This window comes from Pseudomonas sp. PF05 (assembly GCF_056521845.1).
Window position 1 is genome coordinate 89,969 of record NZ_JBWLPW010000016.1, and the last position, 22,220, is coordinate 112,188.

The following is a 22,220-nucleotide window of genomic DNA, read 5'->3' on the forward strand; positions in this document are numbered from 1 at the left end:
GTTATTGCGCCCAACGCAATTGCGTAGGCAAGGGTGAAACGGGGTCGGGTTCCGGCGGTTGGCCGGGCAAGGACAGCACACGGGTGAGGACTTCGGTTTCCAGGCTCGCCAGGCGATGAGAGCCGCGAACCCGCGGGCGTGGCAGGTCGATAGTCAGGTCGAGGCCGATATGGCCGTCCTCGATCAAGATCACCCGATCGGCAATCGCTACCGCCTCGCTGACGTCGTGGGTCACCAGCAACACCGTGAAGCCGTGCTGCTGCCAGAGGTTTTCGATCAGTTGCTGCATCTCGATGCGGGTCAGTGCGTCCAGCGCCCCCAAGGGTTCGTCGAGCAGCAACAGGCGTGGCTGATGAATCAGGGCGCGGGCCAGGGCCACTCGTTGTTTCTGTCCGCCGGACAACGCCGCCGGCCATTCGTGGGCGCGATCGGCCAAGCCGACGGCTTGCAGTGCCTGCAACGCCTGCGGGCGCCAGTTGCCTTTTAGTCCAAGGCCGACGTTGTCGATGACTTTTTTCCAGGGCAGCAAACGCGCTTCCTGGAACATCAACCGCGTGTCCTGTTGCGCAGCACTCAACGCTGCCGAGCCCGCCAGCAGTTGGCCGTCCGTGGGTTGGTCGAGGCTGGCCAGCAACCGCAACAAGGTACTTTTGCCGCAGCCACTGCGACCGACCACGGCCACGAACTGCCCGGCCGGGATATGCAGGTCGATGTCGCGCAACACTTGGCGCGTGCCAAAGGTTTTTTGCAGCTTGCGCACTGCCAGCGAGATACCACGGCGCAGGCACGGCGGTTGTTGGGCGGTCATGCGACACCTCCCTTGTTCACCTGGTACGCCGGGTGCCAACGCAGCCAACCCCGTTCAAGCCCGCGGGCGGCAAGGTCGGCCAGCTTGCCCAGCACGGCGTACAAGAGAATCGCCAGCACCACCACATCGGTCTGCAGGAACTCCCGGGCATTCATCGCCAGATAGCCGATGCCAGAGCTGGCCGAGATGGTTTCCGCCACGATCAGCGTCAACCACATGAAACCCAGGGCAAAGCGCACACCCACCAGGATCGAAGGCAAGGCCCCCGGCAGGATCACCTGGCGAAACAGGCTGAAACCGGACAAGCCGTAGCTGCGGGACATTTCCACCAGCGCTGGGTCGACGTTGCGAATGCCATGGTAGGTGTTGAGGTAAATCGGGAACAACGTGCCCAACGCCACCAGGAAAATCTTCGCCGACTCATCGATGCCAAACCACAGGATCACCAGCGGAATCAGCGCCAGGTGCGGGATGTTCCGGACCATTTGCACGGAACTGTCCAACAGGCGCTCGCCCCACTTCGACAAACCGGTGATCAAGCCCAGGGCCAGGCCGATACCGCCGCCGATCAGGAATCCGACCGCTGCGCGCCAACCGCTGATCGCCAGGTGCGTCCAGATCTCGCCGCTGCGCACCAGGTTGACCCCGGCCTCGATCACGGCCACGGGTGCCGGCAGGATCCGCGTGGATAACCAACCGGCCGATACCGACAGTTGCCATACCGCCAGCAACAGCAGCGGCACTGCCCAAGGCGCGAGGTTGTGAATGATTTTCTTCATGGCCGCCTCAGCTCTGGGACGCGGCTTTGGGAAGAATATCGTTGGCGACCATTTCACCGAACGGGCTCACATAGCCCTGGCTCCTGGGCCACTCCGGGCGCTCCACGTCCAGGTGCGGGAACAGCAGTTCCGCCACGCGATAGGACTCTTCCAGGTGTGGATAACCGGAGAAAATAAAGGTGTCGATGCCAAGATCGGCGTATTCCTTGACCCGCGCCGCCACGGTCGGGCCATCGCCCACCAGCGCCGTGCCGGCCCCGCCGCGCACCAGGCCGACACCGGCCCAGAGGTTGGGGCTGACTTCCAGCTTGTCGCGACGGCCACCGTGCAGGGCGGCCATGCGTTGCTGGCCCACCGAGTCGAAGCGCGCCAGGGAAGCCTGGGCAAGGGCAATGGTCTCGTCGTCCAGGTGGGAAATCAGCCGGTCGGCCGCTTGCCAGGCTTCGGCGCTGGTTTCACGTACGATCACATGCAGGCGGATGCCGAATCGCACGGTACGGCCAAGCTTCGCGGCCTTGGCTCGCACTTGTTCGATTTTCTGTGCGACAGCTGCGGGCGGCTCGCCCCAGGTCAGCACCATGTCCACCTGCTCGGCCGCCAAATCCTGGGCGGCTTCGGAGGAGCCGCCGAAGTACAGCGGTGGTCGCGGTTGCTGGATCGGCGGATAGAGCAGCTTGGCGCCCTTCACACTGATGTGCTCACCGTCGTAATCCACGGTTTCGCCTTCCAGCACCCGACGCCAGATGCGGGTGAATTCCACCGACGCCTGGTAGCGTTGCTCGTGGTCGAGGAACAGGCCGTCGCCGGCCAACTCATCCGGGTCGCCGCCGGTCACCAGGTTGAACAGAGCACGTCCGCCGGATAACCGGTCGAGGGTCGCGGCTTGGCGCGCTGCCACCGTTGGAGAAATGATCCCGGGGCGCAGGGCAACGAGGAATTTCAGGCGCTGGGTCACCGGAATCAACGAAGCGGCCACCAGCCAGGAGTCCTCGCAGGAACGCCCGGTAGGAATCAACACGCCGCCGAAACCCAGTCGATCTGCCGCTTGGGCAACCTGCTGCAGGTAACCGTGATCGACGGCGCGGGCACGTTCGGCAGTGCCCAGGTAATGGCCGTCGCCATGGGTAGGCAGGAACCAGAAAATATTGAGGCTCATGGAGTGGTCTCCTAAGGGATCGAATTACTGCGCTTTCGCAACGGCCGCCGGCGGCGTCCAGATCACGTCCTTGATGCTCAAGGGTTTTGGAATCAATTTGAGCTGGTAGAAGCTGTCGGCGATTTTCTGCTGCGCCTCCACCACTTCCGGCGTAAGGAACAACGCCCCATAGCCTTGGCGCTTCACCGCCGTCAGGGTGATGTCCGCCGGCAGGCCGAGCAGCGGTGATACTTGCTGGGTCACGTCTTCAGGGTTGGCCTTGGACCACGCCCCCACTGCGCGCACCTCTTCCACCAGTGTCTTAATGACCTGGGGATTTTTTTGCACATAGGGTTTGGTGGCGAGGTAGAACTGGTGGTTATCGACGATGCCTTTGCCGTCACGCAGGGTGCGCGCCTGCAGCTGCTGTTCGGCGGCCGCCTGGTACGGATCCCAGATCACCCAGGCGTCGACGCTGCCACGCTCGAACGCGGCGCGGGCGTCGGCCGGCGGCAGGAAAACGGTCTGGATATCGGAGTATTTCAGGCCAGCATCTTCCAGCGCCCGCACCAGCAGGTAGTGGACATTGGAGCCTTTGTTCAGCACGACTTTCTTGCCCTTGAGGTCTCGCACCGACTGGATCGCCGCCCCCTTGGGTACCAGGATCGCCTCGCTGGTGGGCGCCGGTGGCTCGTAGGCGACGTAGAGCAGATCGGCGCCCGCGGCCTGGGCGAACACCGGCGGGGTTTCACCGGTCACGCCAAAGTCGATGGAGCCGACATTCAAGCCTTCAAGCAGCTGCGGCCCGCCGGGGAACTCGGTCCATTGCACGTCCACGCCAAGGGCTGCGAGACGTTTCTCCAACGTACCCTTGGCCTTGAGCAGCACCAGGGTGCCGTATTTCTGATAACCGATCCGCAAGGTTTCGGCTTGAGCTTGGGTGATGACGCCGAGGGACACAGCCGCAGCAAACAGAGCGACCAGCCCGCGACGCAAAATGACAGTGCGCATGGCACCTCTCCTTTTTGCTGTGGGGTTTTGGCTGCACCTGCTTGGCCGTTGACGGCTGAGTAAGGTGAGTTGAATCAGGGGTGTTCGGGGTTCATATGCTCCAGCGAGCGCTCAGCAAACGTTCGTTCAATACACTGGGGTCCAGCGGCCTGGGCCGACGGGCCATGGCGCTGAAAAACTGTTCCAGCGCCTCGTCCAGGCGCTGTTGCAGGGCCGGCGCCAATTGCGCCGGGGCGCTGCCTTCGCCATAAGCGACCTGGCTGTCTTCAGCAAAGATCCCGTGGAGCATTTCCTGGGCCTTGAGCGCCGACAAAACCGGCTTGAGGGCGTAATCCACCGCCAGCATGTGGGCGATGCTGCCGCCGGTTGCCATCGGCAACACCACTTTATGGGCCAGGGCGCGCTCAGGCAGCAGGTCCAGCACGGTTTTCAGCGCACCGGAAAAAGACGCCTTGTACACCGGCGTGGCGATCAACAGGCCATCGGCATTTTCGATCTGCTGGAGCAAGTCGATCACCTTCGGGCTGTCGAAGCGGGCATGGAGCAAATCTTCGGCCGGGAAGTCGCGCACCTGATAGCTCACCACTTCCACACCTTGCTGCTGCAACCAGCGTTGCGAGTGCTCCAGCAGCACCCCGGAGCGGGAGCGTTGGCTGGGACTGCCACCGAGCGAGACGACCAACATGCCTGCTATTCCTTAACTGTCACGTGCGATTCGCGGTGGGCGATCTCGCGGTACGTAGCCAACCATAACAGGGGGACACATATATCTTTAAATCATATTTATTCATTTATTTATGCAATTAAGAGATATGCAACCCACTCTCTTTAAGCATTAAAAAAAGGCCGTCGAAACGGCCAAAACCCTTGGTGCACAGAAATCCCCTGTGGGAGCGAGCTTGCTCGCGATAGCGGTGTATCAGTCGACATCGACGTTGGCAGATCCGACGCCATCGCGAGCAAGCTCCCACAGGTTCAGGTCGGGTGTGCGTCAGCGGTTGGGCTGCGGGGTCAGGCGCAGGTAAGGTTTCACGGCGCGATAGCCCTTGGGAAAGCGCTGCTTGAGTTCCTCTTCATCCTTGAGCGAGGGCACGATCACCACTTCATCACCGTCCTGCCAATTGGCTGGTGTGGCGACTTTGTAGTTGTCGGTCAATTGGAGGGAGTCGATCACCCGCAGGATCTCATTGAAATTGCGCCCGGTGCTGGCCGGGTAGGTAATGGTCAGGCGGATCTTCTTGTTCGGGTCGATCACGAACAACGAACGCACGGTCAAGGTGTCGCTGGCGTTAGGGTGGATCAGGTCGTACAGGTCCGACACCTTGCGGTCGGCATCAGCCAGGATCGGGAAATTGACCACGGCGTTCTGGGTCTCGTTGATGTCCTCGATCCATTTGTGATGCGAGTCCACCGGGTCGACCGAGAGGGCAATGGCCTTGACCCCGCGCTTCGCGAATTCGTCCTTGAGCTTGGCGGTCAGGCCCAACTCGGTGGTACACACCGGGGTGAAGTCCGCTGGGTGGGAAAACAGCACGCCCCAGCTGTCGCCGAGCCATTCGTGGAAGCGTATTTTGCCGGCGCTGGAGTCCTGTTCGAAGTCGGGGGCGATGTCGCCGAGTCTGAGGCTCATGGTGCGGCTCCTGGATGAGAGGGTTGTGAGCCCAAACTTTGCACCGCTTTCGATTGCTTTAAAAAGAATGAATATCCATTTATGTAGATCTTTAGTGAATATAAAAAACTGTTCACTGGCGCCATAACGCATACCGGCACAAGATCGTCAGCGAGGTTCGAGAAGGCCTCGAGTTGCTGTAAAGAGGAGAAGGTTCGGGGAAGGCTACAGGGGTGGGCCAGACCCGAAACGCAAAAGCCCCGCCCGGCGTGTTGCCGGGCGGGGCTTTTTTTTGTTTTGTACCCACACTACGGAAATTATTGAGGCGATTTCAGAACGAGCGGCTAGGATAGGCAGCATGAACACTCAAGCCTTGCTGACTCATCTGCAAAACCACCTCCCTGGCCTGCTCGCGGTCTACCTGTTCGGCAGCCATGCACAGGGCACCGCCGGGCCTGACAGTGATGTCGATTTGGCTGTGCTTTTGTCCGGCGAGATCGACCCTGTGTCGTTATGGCAGCTTTCAGGTGATCTGGCGGATATCGCGGGCAGTCCAGTGGATCTGATCGATCTACGCGGCGCAACGACCGTCATGCAGTATCAGATCCTGACCCGCGGTCGGAGGCTCTGGGCCAGAGACATCCAGGCGGGGTTGTTCGAGTGTTTTATTCTTAGCGAAAAAACCGCTCTCGACGAGGTTCGGGCCGGATTGCTCCAGGATATTCAGGAAGAAGGCAGCGTGTATGGCCGATGACATACTGATTAATAAAGCAGCGAGTATCGAGCGTTGCGTCGCCAGGGTGCGGGAGGAGTACGAGAAGGATCCCGCTACGTTTGCCACTGACTTCACTCGCCAGGATTCGGCAGTCCTGAATATCCAGCGTGCGTGCGAAGCGGCACTGGATATGGGACAGCATCTGATTCGACGTGAGCGACTGGGTGTCCCGCAAAGTGCCCGCGATACATTCGAGTTACTTTTTCAAGGTGGCTGGGTGGAAGAAGGTCTGGTGAAAAACCTGAAGAACATGGTGGGTTTCAGGAATATCGCCGTGCATGACTACCAAGCCCTGCAATTGCCGATCATGGTCGCGATCATTACCCAGCATCTGGGCGACTTCCTGGCTTTCAGCACGTTCATCCTGCGTAAGGACGCGGCGGAGTCCAAGGGATAAAGCGATATCCGGCTCGTTGAGACAAAAACGTAAAAGCCCCGCCCGGCGTGTTGCCGGGTGGGGCTTTTTTTACTTCGCTACGTCTTACATGAAGTTGTAAGTGTAGTTGAAGATCAGGCGGGTCTGATCCTGGCTGTCGCCCACGCCGCTGCTGCGGTATGTACCCTGACGCAGGGTAGTGCCGAAGCCTTTCAACGCGCCCTGCTGGATGACGTAATCCACACGCATGTCGCGTTCCCACTCGGAGTAATCGCTTGCGCCGTTGGTGGTTTTAACGTCGTCACCGCGCAGGTAGGAAACCGAGGCTTTCAGGCCTGGAACGCCCAAGGAAGCGAAGTCGTAGGAGTATTGGCCAAAGGTGGTGTTTTCACCGGCACGGACAAACCCGTTGATCATGCTGTCGGTGAACAGGTAGAAACTCGCGCCACCGGCACCTTCGGGACGACCGTTGCTGTCAACCACGTTGCCCTGGTTCAGGTATACGAAGCCACCGTCATCACCGACTTGCTGGTGACCCAGCAGGAAGGCGCTGCCGCCGAGGGTGTAAGTGAACATGGCGCTCCAGGTCTTGTTATCGACCTCGCCCGCATGTTTGGCATAACCGCTGTTGTTGTTGAACTCATAACCCGCGTCGCCGTTACGGCCATCCGAGCTGCTGTCGAAGTAACGCAGGTCAGTCTTGAACGACTGGCCTTCGCTGATCGGGAACACATGAACCGCACCCAGGAAGTGCTGCTTGTAGTAATCCTGCAGGTTGGCGTAGTAGTACTGCAGGGTCAGGTCCTTGGTGACCTTCCAGTCAGCACCGGCAAAGCGGAACTGGTTGCTTTCCTCGGTACCACCCGCCACTGCCAGGCCGGTGCTGTTGCTCGATGCACGACCTGTGGCGTGTTCCAACTGACCAGCGTTGAAAGTGACGTTGTCGATTTCCTTGGAGGTGATGGTGCCACCTTCAAAGGTCTGTGGTAGCAGACGGCTGTCGTTGGAAACCAGGATCGGCAGGTTTGGCGCCAGTGCGCCACCCACGTGAGCTTCGGTCTTGGAGAACAGCGCCTTGACGTTACCCGACAAGCGGCTCCACTCATGTACCGCCGAACCATCAGTATCGGCTGGCATATAGGAACCGTTGTTACGACCCCTTCCCCCATCGAGACGGATACCCACCAGCGCCTGAGCGTCGATACCGAAACCCACAACACCTTGCGTGAAGCCAGACTTGTAGTCGAACTTCAGGCCCGTGCCCGTTTCGCGCAGGTCTTCTTTGCCCGTTTCGTGGTTGTCATTATTGAAATACAACGTACGAGAACTGACAGACGCCTTGCTGTCTTCGATAAAACCAGCGGCGCCTGCCTGCTGCGCCAGAACCCCAACGGCCACAGCCAGTGCCAAGGTGGACTTGTTCATGCTTCGCTCCTCTCGTTTTCTAATTCTTGTGTGTCTTTGGTTCCGGATCGAACGCCCGGATCCCGCGGATGCGCGATTAGCGCCAGACCGTGACCGACAAGTCAATCGTAACCATTTATGACTACGACTATGGTCTAACCCCCGCTACACGGTCCGCAGGATAATGGATTCTTTATGACGGTAAGAAGAATTGTTTCAAAAGTTTTCAGATCGTTTCGATAAATGATCGCATCACAGCACCATCAGGCCGTGACATGACTTATCGGCGAAGCAGGAAATTACTGAACGATGATTCGTCGGGGATTCATGAGGCCCGCGAATGCTTGGCGGCGAGATAGGTTTGCGCGCCTCCTGCGCCTTCGATTCCTGTTTACGACAGCTCGCGCATGCCGCGATCTTGACGCGATCCAGACTAGTTGCTCATTGTCTGAAATCAAGAAGATCGCGGCAGTGCACGTTTTCCGAAGCCGCTTACAAGGATTTTTCGAAGATTTTCGAATTGCGCTGGTAGTTGTAGAGCGAAGCCCGCGCCGCTGGCAGGCGCTCGACACTGCTGGGTTCAAAGCCACGTTCACGGAACCAGTGGGCGGTCCGCGTCGTCAGCACGAACAGCGTCTTGAGCCCTTGGGCGCGGGCCCGGGTTTCGATCCGTTCCAGCAATTCGTCACCGCGCCCGCCGTGGCGGTACTCCGGGTTCACGGCCAGGCAAGCCAGCTCCCCGGCGTCCGAATCGGCGATCTGGTACAACGCCGCGCAGGCGATGATCATCCCTTCGCGCTCGACCACGCTGAACTGCTCGATCTCGCGCTCCAGCACTTCGCGGGAGCGACGTACCAGGATCCCCTGCTCTTCCAACGGGCTGATCAGGTCCAGCAGGCCGCCAACGTCCTCGATGGCCGCTTCGCGTACCACCTCGAATTGCTCCTGGGCCACCAGCGTACCGCTGCCATCGCGGGTGAACAGTTCGGCCAGCAGCGCACCGTCCTCGGCATAGCTGACGATATGGCTGCGGGCCACGCCGCCACGACAGGCCTGGGCTGCCGCATCCAGCAGTTCGGCCTGATAGTCGCTGCCCAGGCGCTGCATATGGCCCGGAACCTGTTGCGGGCGCAATTCGCGGACCAGCCGACCGTCTTCCCCGATAAGCCCCTGCTCGGCACCGAACAGCAGCAGCTTGTCGGCTGCCAGATCGATGGCCGCCCGGGTGGCAACGTCCTCACAGGCCAGGTTGAAGATCTCTCCGGTGGGCGAATAACCCAACGGCGACAGCAACACGATCGAGCGCTCGTCCAGCAGACGATTGATACCCTTGCGATCGACCCGGCGCACTTCACCGGTGTGGTGATAATCCACGCCTTCGAGCACGCCGATGGGACGTGCGGTGACCAGGTTGCCGCTGGCGACCCGCAGCCGCGAGCCTTGCATGGGCGAGGACGCCATGTCCATGGACAGCCGGGCCTCGATGGCGATGCGCAACTGGCCGACCGCGTCGATCACGCACTCCAGGGTCGCGGCATCGGTGATGCGCATGCCGTGGTGGTAGTGCGGCGTGAGGCCCCGTGCAGCGAGGCGGGTCTCGATCTGCGGGCGCGAACCATGGACCAGCACCAGGCGCACGCCGAGGCTGTGCAGCAGCACCAGGTCATGGACGATGTTGCCGAAATTAGGATGCTCCACCCCGTCGCCAGGCAGCATGACGACAAAGGTGCAATCGCGGTGGGCGTTGATGTAGGGCGAAGCGTGACGAAGCCAATTGACGTATTCGGGCATGAACCTGGACCTGTAATAAATAACAGCCAAAAAAAGACGAAACAGAACGCACAACGGGCTGGTGGTTATCGTCGGAACAGGCTTGGCGACACGCGCGCTCTCCTCATGTGATGAATACGGCCCCGCAAGGGGGCAATTTAACCGACCGTGGCCGGTGTCAGGCAGTAATGACCGATCAATTGTTGCAACAGCTGTACGGTAGGTTGCAAACGTGACATTTCTAGGTACTCGCCCGGCTGGTGGGCGCAGGCGATATCGCCAGGGCCGAGCACCAGGGTTTCGCAGCCAAGGCGCTGAAGATAAGGCGCTTCGGTGCCAAACGCCACTGCTTCGGCACGATGGCCGGTGAGTCGCTCGGCCACCCGCACCAGCTCGCAGTCTTCGGCCTGCTCGAAGGGTGGCACTTCAGGGAACAGCGGTGCGTAGTCGATCTTGACTTTATGGCGTTCGGCGATGGGGTCGAGCTTCTGTTGGATCGCTGCCCGCAGCACTTGCGGGTCCATGCCCGGCAAGGGCCGCAAGTCGAATTCCATGGAACACTGGCCGCAGATCCGGTTGGGGTTGTCGCCACCATGGATGCAGCCGAAGTTCAGGGTCGGTTGCGGCACGGTGAACTGCGGGTTACGGAACTCACGCTGCCATTGCAGGCGCAGCCCACGCAGTTCGCCCATGGCATCGTGCATGGCTTCCAGCGCGCTGTGGCCCAGGCTCGGGTCGGAGGAATGGCCGCTGCGCCCGAGAATGTCGATGCGCTCCATCATCACGCCTTTGTGCAGGCGAATCGGCTTGAGGCCGGTCGGCTCACCGATCACCGCCGCCCGCCCCAGCGGTCGCCCGGCATCGGCCAGGGCCCGGGCGCCGGCCATGGAGCTTTCTTCGTCACAGGTCGCGAGGATCAGCAGCGGTTGCTTGAACGGTTGGTCCAGCAGCGGCTTGACCGCTTCGATGACCAAGGCGAAAAAACCCTTCATGTCACAACTGCCCAGGCCCACCCAACGGCCATCGACCTCGGTGAGCTTCAGCGGATCGGTCTGCCACAACGCGCCGTCGAACGGCACCGTGTCGCTGTGGCCAGCCAGCACCAGGCCGCCGGGGCCGCTGCCGAAACTGGCCAGCAGGTTGAATTTGCCGGGGCTGACCTGCTGGATATCACAGCAGAACCCAAGCTCAGTGAGCCAGCCTGCCAGCAGCTCGATCACGGCACTGTTGGACTGGTCCAGCCCAGGCTGGGTGCAACTGACCGAAGGCGTGGCGATCAGGGCAGCGAATTGATCTTTCATGGAAGGCAAAGGCATCGCTGACTCCGGGCTTACAGATTGATGTCCATCATAGAACCATCCGACGCCAGGAATAAACCGTCGCAGCACCTAGGGCGGGTGAGTCCTGTACACTGCACGGCCTTGGCAGCCACACCTTCCCCCGGCTGCACACCCGATCCCTGGATTTTCCGGCCATGCAGAAAGAAACCGAAATCAAACTCCGCGTCAGCCGCGAGACCCTGGCAGCCTTGCGCGAGCATCCGCTGCTGAAAAAACGCAACAAGAGTGGCTGGGAACGCCACGAACTGATGAACCAGTATTTCGACACGCCGGAGCGTGACCTGGCACGGGCCAAGGTCGCCCTGCGCCTGCGTCGCGACGGCGAAGAGGTGATCCAGACCCTCAAGACCCGCGGCCAGAGCGTTGCCGGCCTGTCCGAGCGCAACGAGTACGATTGGCACCTGCCCAAGGCCAAGCTCGACCTGAAAAAACTCGACGGTGAATGCTGGCCCGAAGCCTTGACCGAACTGGACAAGAAAACCCTCAAGGCCATCTTCACCACCGATTTCGTTCGCGAACGCGCTGAAATCGCCTGGGGCCGTGGCAAAAGCAAGGTGGTCATCGAAGCCGCCCTGGACCTGGGCCATGTGGTGGTCGGCAAGCAGAAGGAAGAAATCTGCGAACTGGAGCTGGAACTGCGCGAAGGCGAACCCGCCGCCCTGCTGGAACTGGCCGCCGAGCTGGCCGCGACCCTGCCCTTGATGCCTTGCGACATCAGCAAGGCCGAGCGTGGCTATCGCCTGTATGACGCAGGCAGCTACGCCCTGAGCCTGCCAGCGCCACAACTGACCGCCGAAACGCCGCTGGATGACGCCTTCGCCGCGCTGAGCTGGCATCTGCTCGGCAGCAGCCAGCGCTTGGCCGAGCAGTACCGTTTCAACGGTCACTGGCGCCTGCTGCAGGACTGGGTGGAAAACCTCGCCGAACTGCGTGCCCTGCTCAGCAGCCTCGGCCAGGCCGCGCCGCGCCAATCGACCCACGACTTGCGCCTGGCCCTGGACGCGTTGCTGGAAGACTGGCGCCCACTGGTCCAGGCCGGCCTGGATGACGAAGACGTGCGCAAGGCGGCGCCGGAACAGTTCCTTGAAGAGCTGCAAGACCCGCGCTGGGGCCTGTTTTCCCTCAACACTTCACGCTGGCTGCTGGCTCGCAGCTGGGCCGCCGAGCGCAACACCCGTGGCAATCGCCAGGGCGCGGCGCAACTGGGCAGCTGGCTGCCGCGCCTGCTGGGCGAAGAGTCCTCGTCCCTGCAACTGCAACGCTATCAGCAGCAACCGGAAGACCTGGCCGAGCAACTGCCGCGCATCGAACGCATCCAGGCCTGGCTGCACCACGCCCGCCATGTGCTGGAGATCCCGGAAATGGATCGCCTCTACGGCGAGCTGAACAAACTGGCGCAACTGGCCAACCAGCCGATCACCGACGAAACGCTGGATGCGCGCAAGCAGCAGGCAATTGCGGTTTACCAGAATCGGGCCTGGAAGACTTTGCTGCGCCTGTAATATCGCCATCGCGAGCAAGCTCGCTCCCACATTGGATCAGTGCTGTACACACATCTTGTGGCCACTGAAGATCAACTGTGGGAGCGAGCTTGCTCGCGAAGGGGCCGGCACATTCACCTCAGATCCAACTATCGCAGCACCGGCAAACTCGTCGTCGACTTGATCTCCGACAGCGCCACGATCGAGTTCACTTCCTGGATCCCCGGCACCATCGACAGCTTTTCGAAAAAGAATCGCTCATACGCCTCGATGTCCGCCGTGACGATGCGCAGCAGAAAATCCACCGACCCCATCAGCACGTAACATTCCAACACTTCGGGGAAGCCGCGGATCGCCTCGGTGAACTCGGTAAAGTTCGAACGACCGTGGGCGTTGAGTTTGATCTCAGCGAATATCTGCGTGTTGAGGCCGATTTTCTTGCGATCCAGCAGGGTCACCTGGCCGCGGATGATGCCCTCCTCCTTCATCCGCTGGATCCGCCGCCAGCATGGCGATTGAGACAAGCCGACCTGTTCGGCGATCTGCGCACTGGACAGCGAGGCATCCTCCTGCAGCAGCGCCAGTATCCTGCGGTCGTAGCCATCCAATTCGCTGTGCATGAATAAACCCGAAATAATTGATTTAGAGAATCAGGCGATTCGAAACTTCGCCAGAGTTACTCATTTTAGATAAGAAATACCTCGGATCGCATGTAAATATTTCTCCCGTCACCCAGGAGACCGAACATGCCCCCACTCGAAGCCGTTGCCATTGCCCCGACCCGCGCCGACGTCTGGCACGCCGCCCATACCCATTGTCGGGCGCGGTACCAGATACTGGCCGAAGCCGAACCGGATTTACTGTGCCGGGCGATGAACCTGTTTGCCTTGCAGGGCCTGACGCCGCAGCAGGTTCAGGTCGAGCGACTCGACGATGTGCTGTCGCTGGACATCGTCATGGATGGGTTGAGCTGGCACCGTGCCCAGGTCATCGCTGAAAAATTACGTAACTTGATCAGCGTCTGTTCGGTGGACTTGCAAGACGCTGATATTGCGCACGTTGGGCCGGCCCAGACCGCCTGTTGAATGCCCAAGGGCAAGAATTGGTAACTCATTGGTCGGGTAGTGGCCCAACGGTCCACGGGGTCGGGACTATTCTTTTGCAGACCGAGCGAGGACGCCGAAGCGTCTGTATCGCGGCTTTGCTGCAATTGTCCAATAGGAACCCGCATGTCCACCAAACACGCCACTCAGGACCGCTGGCTGGACCTCAACGATCTGCTGCGCCAACTGGTCACCCAGGGCCTCATCAGCCAGGATTCGGCTGAAACCGCGCTGAACGCCCGCCGACGCCATAGCGCCAATAGCCAGTTGCATCCGCTGGAGTTCATCGCCAACCAGCACCTGGACGATCTCAGCCGACCTGGCAAGCACCTGGACCTGGAGAACCTGACCCTGTGGTTGTCCCAACAGACCGGCCAGCCGTACATGCGCATCGACCCGTTGAAAATCAACGTCGCGGCCGTGACGCCCTTGATGTCCTACGCCTTTGCCCAGCGCCACAAGATCCTCGCGGTGGCGGTCGATCGTGACACCGTCACCGTGGCCAGCGCACAGCCCTACGTCAACAGCTGGGAAGCCGACCTGACCCACGTGCTCAAGCTGCCGATTCAGCGGGTGGTCGCCAACCCGGTGGACATCCAGCGCTTGAGCGTGGAGTTCTATCGCCTGGCCAAATCGGTCAGCGGCGCCACCACGGTCGATCAGCAACCGAGCAACCTGAGCAACTTCGAACAATTGCTCAACCTGGGCGCCAGTGACCAGGAGCCGGACGCCAACGACGCCCACATCGTCAATATTGTCGACTGGCTGTTCCAGTACGCCTTCCAGCAGCGTGCCAGTGATATCCACATCGAACCGCGCCGCGAACAGGGCACCGTGCGGTTTCGCATCGACGGAGTGCTGCACACCGTCTACCAGTTCCCGCCGCAGGTCACGATGGCGATCGTCAGCCGCCTCAAGAGCCTGGGGCGGATGAACGTCGCAGAAAAACGCAAACCCCAGGACGGCCGGGTCAAGACCAAGACGCCGGACGGCGGCGAAGTGGAATTGCGCCTGTCGACCTTGCCCACCGCGTTCGGCGAAAAAATGGTCATGCGGATCTTCGACCCGGAAGTGCTGCTCAAGGATTTCGACCAACTCGGCTTCTCCGCCGACGACCTGCGGCGCTGGCAGGACATGACCCGCCAGCCCAACGGCATCATCCTGGTGACCGGGCCTACCGGTTCCGGCAAGACCACCACGCTCTACACCACCCTCAAGAAACTGGCGACGCCGCAAGTGAACCTCTGCACCATCGAGGACCCGATTGAAATGGTCGAGGCCTCCTTCAACCAGATGCAGGTCCAGCACAACATCGACCTCTCCTTCGCCGCCGGGGTGCGGGCCCTGATGCGACAAGACCCGGACATCATCATGATCGGTGAGATCCGCGACCTGGAGACCGCCGAAATGGCGATCCAGGCGGCGCTCACCGGGCACCTTGTCCTGTCGACGCTGCACACCAACGACGCGCCGAGCGCAATCAGTCGCCTGCTGGAGCTGGGTGTGCCCCATTACCTGATCAAGGCCACCGTGCTCGGGGTCATGGCCCAGCGACTGGTGCGCACCCTGTGCCCACATTGCAAGACGCCCCTGGCCCTGGACGAAGACGACTGGCAAACCCTGACGCGTCCCTGGCAGGCCCCGCTGCCCAGCAATGCGCAGCAGGCGGTCGGTTGTTCGGAATGCCGCGATACCGGCTATCGTGGGCGTGCTGGGGTATACGAAATCATGCAACTGACCGACAGCGTCAAGGCCTTGATCCACCCTGACACCGACCTGCTGGCAGTGCGCCGCCAGGCATTCAAGGAAGGCATGCGCAGCCTGCGACTGTCGGGGGCACAAAAGGTGGCGGCGGGTTTGACCACGGTCGAGGAAGTGCTGCGGGTGACGCCGCAGAGCGAGCAGAAGTAGCGACGGGAAGTTGATCTCCGCTGAGCCGTAGCAGCTGTGTAGGAGCTGTGTAGGAGCTGTCGAGTGCAACGAGGCTGCGATCTTGTCCCAGACAATTGCGCCGGAAGTGAAAGATCAAGATCAAAAGATCGCAGCCTTCGGCAGCTTCTACAGGGCTCAACGTGTCACTAAATCTCCACGGCACAAGGACTATAGGGAAGATAATGGCCGCTTGCCTTACACTCAGGGCTCGCAGGTCCATCTCAATTCACACAAGGAACCGTCATGCAGATCGGCAGTGTACTTTTACTTTTCATCGGCCTCGTGGTCGCCATTCTATTCATGGGTTTCAAGGTCGTGCCCCAGGGCTACCAATGGACCGTCGAGCGGTTCGGCCGCTACACCAACACCCTCAAGCCCGGCCTGAACATCATCATTCCGGTGATGGATCGCATCGGTCGCAAGATCAACGTGATGGAAAGCGTGCTGGACATCCCGCCCCAGGAAGTCATTACCGCCGACAACGCCACGGTACAGATCGACGCCGTGTGTTTCTTCCAGGTGGTCAACACCGCCCAGGCCGCCTACGAGGTCAACAACCTCGAACACGCCATCCGCAACCTGCTGCAGACCAATATCCGTACCGTGCTGGGGTCCATGGAGCTGGACGCGATGCTGAGCCAGCGCGACGGTATCAACGAAAAACTGCTGCGCACCGTCGATGAAGCCACGGCGCCGTGGGGTATCAAGATCACCCGGATCGAGATCAAGGACATCAGCCCGCCGGCCGACCTGATGGCCGCCATGTCGGGGCAGATGAAAGCCGAACGTATCAAGCGTGCCCAGATCCTCGAAGCCGAGGGCCTGCGAGCTTCGGCGATTCTCACTGCCGAAGGCAAAAAGCAGGCGCAGATCCTCGAGGCCGAGGGCAGCCGTCAAGCCGCATTCCTGGAGTCCGAGGCCCGCGAACGCCAGGCACAAGCCGAAGCGCTGGCCACCCAGGTGGTGTCCCAGGCGATTGCCGACGGCAACGTCCAGGCCGTGAACTACTTCGTCGCGCAGAAATACATCGATGCGCTGGGCAAACTGGCTTCGGCCAACAACAGCAAAGTAATCCTGATGCCTCTGGAAGCCAGCCAGGTCATTGGTGCGGTCGGCGGCATTGGCGAGATCGTCAAAGCCACCTTCGACAGCAAGAAAGCCTGAGGCACGCATATGTGGGTGTTCCTGCAACACATGTCGTACTGGGACTGGCTGGCGCTGGGCGTGATCCTGCTGATCCTCGAAGTGTTCGGCGCCGGCGGCTACCTGCTGTGGATCGGCATGGCCGCCGCGGCTGTCGGCGTGCTCACATTCCTTCTGCCGCAGATGGCGTGGGAGCTGCAGTTCCTGCTGTTCGGCCTGTTCGCCATCGCAACGGCGCTGTATTGGTGGCGACGCCAGCGCAGCGCTGTTCGCGAAAGCGATCAGCCGCACCTGAACCTGCGCGGGCAAGAGCTGATCGGCAAGGTCTTCCAGGTTCATGAAGCGATTGTCGATGGCCGCGGCAAGATCAAGGTGGCCGACAGTGTCTGGCTGGCCAAGGGCCCCGAGTCGGCCGTGGGCACGCGGGTCAGGGTGGTGGCGCAGGAAGGCGCGGTGCTGCAGGTGGAGCGGGCTGACTGAGGAGTCATGGAACTGAACAGAGGCGCAGGTAATCCAACGTGATAGTTAACCCAGTGGAGTCACCTATCATGCGTCTCAAACTTGCTGTCGCTACCCTAGCCTTGCTGTCTCTTCCTGTTGGCTCGGCAATGGCTGACACGTTTTGGCGTAACGTCATCTCATCCGGTGCGACTACCGGTTCCACCTACCTGACTTTCAAGGATCACAAGCTGATCGTCGCCGCCCAGGACGACGCCGGCAGCTTCGTCGCCAGTGACGGCGGTATTCGGGGCCCCTACCTGGAAGCGGCGATGCAGAAAGTGCGTGCCGATAACCCAGGCCTGCAAGCCACTGACATGGAACTGGCCAACGCGATCCTGGCGAAAAACGCCGTCGCCCAGGATTGATTCAAGGCCAATAAAAAATGCCGCTCGATTGAGCGGCATTTTTTTGCCCGGAGAATACCCCAAGGCTGTACTCACACATTGGATCCGGGTTATTCGCCGATAGCGGACCTGTAGCCTGCTGCATCGAGCAGCTTGTCCAGGTCGGCCTTATCGCTCGGCTTGAGCTTGAAGATCCAGGCGCCGTACGGATCGGAGTTCAACGACTCCGGCGAACCTCCCAAGTCTTCGTTGATCGCGATCACTTCGCCGGCAATCGGGGAGTAGATGTCGGAAGCGGCCTTGACCGACTCAACCACACCGGCCTGGTCACCTGCGGCAAAAGTCTTACCGACTTCAGTCAGCTCGACGAATACCACATCGCCCAAGGCTTCCTGCGCATGATCGCTGATGCCCACGGTGACGGTACCGTCAGCTTCCAGGCGTACCCACTCATGGCTTTCGGCAAAACGCAGTTCGGCAGGGATATCACTCATATTCTGTGTCCTCAAGAGAAAGTGTCAGCGGCCAGCGGCCCGCCGCAAAAGGTTAGATCAGGGTTCTGCCATGGCGGACAAAGGTCGGTTTGACCACCCGTACCGGGTACCACTTGCCGCGAATTTCCACCTCGGCACGGTCGGCGGTAGCCATCGGAACACGTGCCAGGGCAATCGACTTGCTAAGCGTAGGAGAAAAACTACCACTGGTGATCTCTCCATCGCCAACATTGGCGATGCGAACCACCTGATGGGCGCGCAAGACACCCCGCTCCTCCAGCACCAGCCCGACCAGTTTGTGCTGCACACCGCTGGCAAGCTCGGTTTCCAGCGCACTGCGCCCGATGAACTGACGGCTCGCCGGTTCCCAGGCGATACTCCAGGCCATGTTCGAGGCCAGCGGCGAAACGCCTTGGTGAATGTCCTGGCCGTAGAGGTTCATGCCGGCCTCCAGGCGCAAGGTATCGCGGGCACCGAGGCCGATGGGCGAAATACCGGCACCGACCAGGTCGTTGAAGAAACTCGGGGCCTCCTGGGCGGGCAGGACGATTTCCAGGCCATCTTCGCCGGTGTATCCGGTCCGGGCGATGAACCATTCGCCGTCGGCGCGACCTTCGAAGGGCTTGAGCTGCAGGATGATTTGCCCACGCGGTTGTGTCACCAGTTCGGCAATCTTCTGCCGGGCCTGGGGGCCCTGGATCGCCAGCATCGCCAGTTCGGGGCGCTCATGCAACTGCACGTCGTAGCCACCGAGCTGTGCCTGCATCCACGCCAGGTCCTGATCGCGGGTCGAGGCGTTGAAGACCAGCCGATAGCCGTCCTCGACACGGTAGATGATCATGTCGTCGACGATGCCGCCGCGCTCATTGAGCATCGCGCTGTACAAGGCACTGCCTGTGTCCTGCAAACGATCGACGTCATTGGCCAGCAAACGCTGCAGCCAGACCTTGGCCTGGGGACCGGCGACATCGATCACGGTCATGTGGGATACATCGAACACTCCGCAGTCGCGACGCACCTGATGGTGTTCTTCGACTTGCGAGCCGTAATGCAAAGGCATATCCCAACCGCCAAAATCGACCATCTTCGCGCCGAGGGCGAGATGAAGGTCATACAGAGGCGTACGCTGTCCCATGGGTTTCTCCTTCCGGGCTTGGCGAAGGTGCGGACGGACACTGCGTAGCGCGAACGTCTGAAAAAAGGAGTTTTCTGACATCCTCAGTTGCCCGGTCCGACAGATGGACCGCACCGAATGCCGCGCATTGTAGCCGCATGAGGTAGGACTGACACCTAGCTGTTTCGATGGGCCGAACGTCGTATCAATCCGATGACCGGCAAGAGGCCCACAAGCACCAGCGTCAGCGCCGGCAAGGCAGCCCGGGCCCACTCCCCTTCGCTGGTCATCTCGAAGATCCGCACCGCCAGCGTGTCCCAGCCGAACGGGCGCATCAGCAGGGTCGCGGGCATTTCCTTGAGCACGTCGACGAATACCAGCAACGCCGCGCTCAAGGTGCCGGGCAGCAGCAGCGGCAGATACACTTTGAAAAACAGTCGCGGCCCACTGACCCCAAGGCTGCGTGCCGCTTCGGGCAAAGACGGACGAATTCGCGCCAGGCTGCTCTCCAACGGACCGTAGGCCACGGCCAGGAAGCGCACCAGATATGCCAGCAACAGCGCCGACAGGCTACCTAACAACAGCGGTTTGCCTGCACCGCCGAGCCAGGTCGACAGCGGGATGACCAGCTCACGGTCCAGGTAGCTGAATGCAAGCATGATCGATACCGCCAGCACCGAACCGGGCAAGGCATAGCCCAGGTTCGCCAGGCCGACGCCGACACGAATCGGGCGGGTTGGCGCCAGCCGGCGGGCGAACGCCAGCAGCAAGGCCACGCAGACGGTAACCAGCGCGGCCAGGCCGCCCAGATAGAGGGTGTGGACGATCAGCCCGGTATAACGTTCATCCAGGTCGAAACGACCGCGTTGCCAGAACCACACCAGCAACTGCAGTACCGGGATGACAAAGGCACAGGCGAACACCAGAAAGCACCAACTGCTGGCTGCCACGGCCTTGAAACCGCGCAACGTATACAAAGCCTTGGCCCGGGGACGCTCGTTACTGGCTCGGTGGGCACCGCGGGCCCGGCGTTCGCCGTAGAGCACCAGCATCACCGCCAGCAACAGCAGGCTGGCCAGTTGGGCAGCGCTGGAGAGGCTGAAGAAGCCGTACCAGGTCTTGTAGATCGCGGTGGTGAAGGTGTCGAAGTTGAACACTGACACTGCGCCGAAATCTGCCAGGGTTTCCATCAACGCCAACGCTACGCCCGCACCGATGGCCGGCCGGGCCATCGGCAGCGCTACGCGCCAGAACGCCTGCCACGGTGACTGCCCGAGCACGCGGGCGGCTTCCATCAACCCCTTGCCCTGGGCCAGGAAGGCACTGCGCGCCAGCAGATAGACGTAAGGGTAAAAGACCAGCACCAGCACCAGGATCACCCCGCCGGTGGAGCGGACCCGGGGCAGGCGCAAGCCGCTGCCGAACCATTCACGCATGAGCGTCTGTACGGGGCCGGCAAAATCCAGCAGGCCAACGAAGACAAACGCCAACACGTAAGCCGGAATCGCAAATGGCAGCATCAACGCCCAGTCGAGCCAGCGTCGCCCGGGGAACTCACACAGACTGGTGAGCCAGGCCAGACTGACACCCAGCAAGGTCACCCCGACGCCCACGCCAAGGATCAACGTGAGGGTGTTGCCCAACAGGCGCGGCATCTGCGTCTCCCACAAGTGGGACCAGATCTGTTGATCGATGCTCTGCCAGGACAGCAGCAAGACGCTCAGGGGCAACAGGACCAGCGCGGCGATGGCGAAGACCAGGGGGTACCAGCGGCGTTGGGCGGGATGGGCCAAGGAATACTCTCGTTAAACAAACAGGACTTGCTACCGCTGGACTCTGTAGGAGCTGGCGAAGCCTGCGATCTTTTGATCTTTTGATCTTTCGCTTGAGATTCAAGTGTCTTTGGAAAGATCGCAGCCTCGTTGCACTCGACAGCTCCTACATAGCTCCTACAGGCCCGGGGGAGGGAGCTCCCTCACCACAGGTTCAGTTCCAGCCAGCGCGATCCATCATGCGAATGGCTTCAGCCTGGCGCTTACCCGCGACTTCCACTGGCAGGGTATCGGCCTTGAACTTGCCCCAGGCCGCCACTTCCTTGGACGGCTCGACGTCCGGGTTGGCCGGGAACTCCTGGTTCACGTCGGCGAAGATGTTTTGTGCTTCTGGCGTGGTCATCCACTCCACCAGTTTCTTCGCCGCATCCGGATGCGGTGCATGCTTGGTCAGGCCAATGCCCGAGAGATTGATGTGCACGCCACGGTCGGCCTGGTTCGGCCAGAACAGCTTGACCTTCAAATCCGGTTTCTGTTGGTGCAGGCGGCCATAGTAGTAGGTATTGACGATGCCGACATCGCACTGCCCGGCATTGATCGCCTCGAGCAGCGCGGTGTCATCGGAGAACACGTCGGTGGACAGGTTCTTGACCCAGCCCTTGAGGATTTCCTCGGTTTTTTCCGCCCCGTGGGTTTCGATCAGCGTGGCGGTCAGGGACTGGTTGTAGACCTTCTTCGAGGTCCGCAGGCACAGGCGGCCTTCCCACTCTTTGCCAGCCAGCGCTTCATAGGTGGTCAATTCGCTAGGTTTAACCCGCTCAGTGGAGTAGACAATGGTCCGCGCCCGCAGGCTCAGGCCGGTCCAGGCGTGGGAAGAGGCGCGATATTGGGACGGGATATTCGCGTCGATCACCGGCGAGTTGAACGGCTGGAGAATGCCCATCTGCTCGGCTTGCCAGAGGTTGCCGGCGTCGACGGTGAGCAGCAGGTCGGCGGTGGCGTTCTCACCCTCGGCCTTGATCCGCTGCATCAACGGCGCTTCCTTGTCGGTGATGAACTTCACCGCCACGCCGGTTTTCTTGGTATAGGCATCGAAGACCGGCTTGATCAGCTCGTCGATACGCGAGGAGTAGACCACCACCTCATCGGCGGCCTGGGCGGCAGTAGAACCGATCAGGGTCAAGGCGAGGGCGGACAGCAGGCGTCTGGTTGCCAACATGGTAGCGGTCTCTGGATGGTGAGCGAAGCGCAAATGATAAGGACTCACATTTGGCATCTCAATCGAACAATAGTTGGACACATTTCCAAATGTTGCGACTTTGAGAAGAT

General features: G+C 60.9%; 22 protein-coding genes. 8 read left to right on the plus strand and 14 right to left on the minus strand.

The annotated features are described in order from the left end of the window. Position 1: 1 nt before the first annotated feature. From ssuB to AC09SL_RS23470, 6 genes are all read right to left on the minus strand, one after another. Positions 2-808: an aliphatic sulfonates ABC transporter ATP-binding protein gene (gene ssuB / locus AC09SL_RS23445; protein WP_058542265.1), complete on the minus strand. Its 807-nt coding sequence runs from the start codon at positions 806-808 to the stop codon at positions 2-4. Further along, positions 805-1,587: an aliphatic sulfonate ABC transporter permease SsuC gene (ssuC, locus tag AC09SL_RS23450; protein ID WP_058542266.1), complete on the minus strand. Its 783-nt coding sequence runs from the start codon at positions 1,585-1,587 to the stop codon at positions 805-807. Before ssuC ends, ssuB begins: the two co-directional genes overlap by 4 nt. Positions 1,588-1,594: 7 nt before the next feature. Further along, positions 1,595-2,743 (minus strand): FMNH2-dependent alkanesulfonate monooxygenase, encoded by a 1,149-nt coding sequence (gene ssuD / locus AC09SL_RS23455; RefSeq protein ID WP_058542267.1) that lies wholly within the window; start codon positions 2,741-2,743, stop codon positions 1,595-1,597. Between the two features lie 24 nt (positions 2,744-2,767). Then, positions 2,768-3,733 (minus strand): sulfonate ABC transporter substrate-binding protein, encoded by a 966-nt coding sequence (locus AC09SL_RS23460; protein ID WP_058542268.1) that lies wholly within the window; start codon positions 3,731-3,733, stop codon positions 2,768-2,770. A 91-nt stretch (positions 3,734-3,824) separates the two neighbouring features. Next, a complete protein-coding gene (gene ssuE, locus AC09SL_RS23465) occupies positions 3,825-4,418 on the minus strand; it encodes an NADPH-dependent FMN reductase (RefSeq protein ID WP_058542269.1) in 594 nt (197 codons plus the stop codon). Between the two features lie 306 nt (positions 4,419-4,724). Beyond that, on the minus strand, positions 4,725-5,363 hold the full coding sequence (locus AC09SL_RS23470; protein WP_003206652.1) for a peroxiredoxin: 639 nt from the start codon (positions 5,361-5,363) through the stop codon (positions 4,725-4,727). Between the two features lie 337 nt (positions 5,364-5,700). Between AC09SL_RS23470 and mntA the strand changes: the two genes are divergently transcribed. After that, positions 5,701-6,096, plus strand: coding sequence for a type VII toxin-antitoxin system MntA family adenylyltransferase antitoxin (mntA, locus tag AC09SL_RS23475; protein WP_058542270.1), 396 nt, complete (start codon positions 5,701-5,703; stop codon positions 6,094-6,096). Then, positions 6,086-6,514 carry a type VII toxin-antitoxin system HepT family RNase toxin gene (gene hepT, locus AC09SL_RS23480; RefSeq protein ID WP_058542271.1) on the plus strand — a complete coding sequence of 143 codons (429 nt, stop codon included), beginning with the start codon at positions 6,086-6,088 and terminating at the stop codon, positions 6,512-6,514. Before mntA ends, hepT begins: the two co-directional genes overlap by 11 nt. 84 nt (positions 6,515-6,598) lie before the next feature. On the opposite strand, the gene AC09SL_RS23485 is transcribed toward hepT, so the two are convergent. The 3 genes from AC09SL_RS23485 to argE form a co-directional block, all read right to left on the minus strand. Then, positions 6,599-7,918, minus strand: a complete 1,320-nt coding sequence (locus tag AC09SL_RS23485; protein ID WP_058542272.1) for an OprD family porin — start codon at positions 7,916-7,918, stop codon at positions 6,599-6,601. A gap of 471 nt (positions 7,919-8,389) precedes the next feature. Further along, a complete protein-coding gene (gene argA, locus AC09SL_RS23490; RefSeq protein ID WP_058542273.1) occupies positions 8,390-9,688 on the minus strand; it encodes an amino-acid N-acetyltransferase in 1,299 nt (432 codons plus the stop codon). Positions 9,689-9,825: 137 nt separating this feature from the next. Continuing rightward, a complete protein-coding gene (gene argE / locus AC09SL_RS23495) occupies positions 9,826-10,983 on the minus strand; it encodes an acetylornithine deacetylase (RefSeq protein WP_058542274.1) in 1,158 nt (385 codons plus the stop codon). Positions 10,984-11,141: 158 nt separating this feature from the next. On the opposite strand from argE, the gene AC09SL_RS23500 reads away from it, so the two are divergent. Next, positions 11,142-12,509 carry a CYTH domain-containing protein gene (locus tag AC09SL_RS23500; protein WP_058542275.1) on the plus strand — a complete coding sequence of 456 codons (1,368 nt, stop codon included), beginning with the start codon at positions 11,142-11,144 and terminating at the stop codon, positions 12,507-12,509. Between the two features lie 128 nt (positions 12,510-12,637). On the opposite strand, the gene AC09SL_RS23505 is transcribed toward AC09SL_RS23500, so the two are convergent. After that, positions 12,638-13,108: an Lrp/AsnC family transcriptional regulator gene (locus AC09SL_RS23505; protein WP_058542276.1), complete on the minus strand. Its 471-nt coding sequence runs from the start codon at positions 13,106-13,108 to the stop codon at positions 12,638-12,640. Between the two features lie 126 nt (positions 13,109-13,234). On the opposite strand from AC09SL_RS23505, the gene AC09SL_RS23510 reads away from it, so the two are divergent. The 5 genes from AC09SL_RS23510 to AC09SL_RS23530 all read left to right on the plus strand — a co-directional run bounded on the left by AC09SL_RS23510 (position 13,235) and on the right by AC09SL_RS23530 (position 17,532). Beyond that, the gene (locus AC09SL_RS23510) at positions 13,235-13,573 is read left to right on the plus strand and encodes a hypothetical protein (protein WP_058542277.1); all 339 of its coding nucleotides are present in this window, start codon (positions 13,235-13,237) and stop codon (positions 13,571-13,573) included. 144 nt (positions 13,574-13,717) lie between these two features. Further along, positions 13,718-15,502 (plus strand): type IV pilus assembly ATPase TfpB, encoded by a 1,785-nt coding sequence (gene tfpB, locus AC09SL_RS23515; RefSeq protein WP_058542278.1) that lies wholly within the window; start codon positions 13,718-13,720, stop codon positions 15,500-15,502. Positions 15,503-15,766: 264 nt separating this feature from the next. Next, positions 15,767-16,687 (plus strand): SPFH domain-containing protein, encoded by a 921-nt coding sequence (locus AC09SL_RS23520; protein ID WP_003206668.1) that lies wholly within the window; start codon positions 15,767-15,769, stop codon positions 16,685-16,687. A gap of 9 nt (positions 16,688-16,696) precedes the next feature. Then, a complete protein-coding gene (locus AC09SL_RS23525) occupies positions 16,697-17,146 on the plus strand; it encodes an NfeD family protein (protein WP_058542279.1) in 450 nt (149 codons plus the stop codon). A 65-nt stretch (positions 17,147-17,211) separates the two neighbouring features. Then, on the plus strand, positions 17,212-17,532 hold the full coding sequence (locus tag AC09SL_RS23530) for a DUF2388 domain-containing protein (RefSeq protein WP_170846005.1): 321 nt from the start codon (positions 17,212-17,214) through the stop codon (positions 17,530-17,532). An 89-nt stretch (positions 17,533-17,621) separates the two neighbouring features. Here the strand turns inward: AC09SL_RS23530 and gcvH are convergent, their stop codons facing one another. From gcvH to AC09SL_RS23550, 4 genes are all read right to left on the minus strand, one after another. After that, entirely contained in the window at positions 17,622-18,005 is a 384-nt protein-coding gene (gcvH, locus tag AC09SL_RS23535) for a glycine cleavage system protein GcvH (protein ID WP_058542280.1), read from the minus strand. Positions 18,006-18,057: 52 nt separating this feature from the next. After that, the gene (gene gcvT / locus AC09SL_RS23540; RefSeq protein ID WP_058542281.1) at positions 18,058-19,140 is read right to left on the minus strand and encodes a glycine cleavage system aminomethyltransferase GcvT; all 1,083 of its coding nucleotides are present in this window, start codon (positions 19,138-19,140) and stop codon (positions 18,058-18,060) included. A gap of 155 nt (positions 19,141-19,295) precedes the next feature. Further along, entirely contained in the window at positions 19,296-20,912 is a 1,617-nt protein-coding gene (locus AC09SL_RS23545) for an ABC transporter permease (RefSeq protein WP_058542282.1), read from the minus strand. Positions 20,913-21,105: 193 nt separating this feature from the next. Continuing rightward, the gene (locus AC09SL_RS23550; RefSeq protein ID WP_058542283.1) at positions 21,106-22,110 is read right to left on the minus strand and encodes an extracellular solute-binding protein; all 1,005 of its coding nucleotides are present in this window, start codon (positions 22,108-22,110) and stop codon (positions 21,106-21,108) included. Positions 22,111-22,220: the final 110 nt, after the last annotated feature.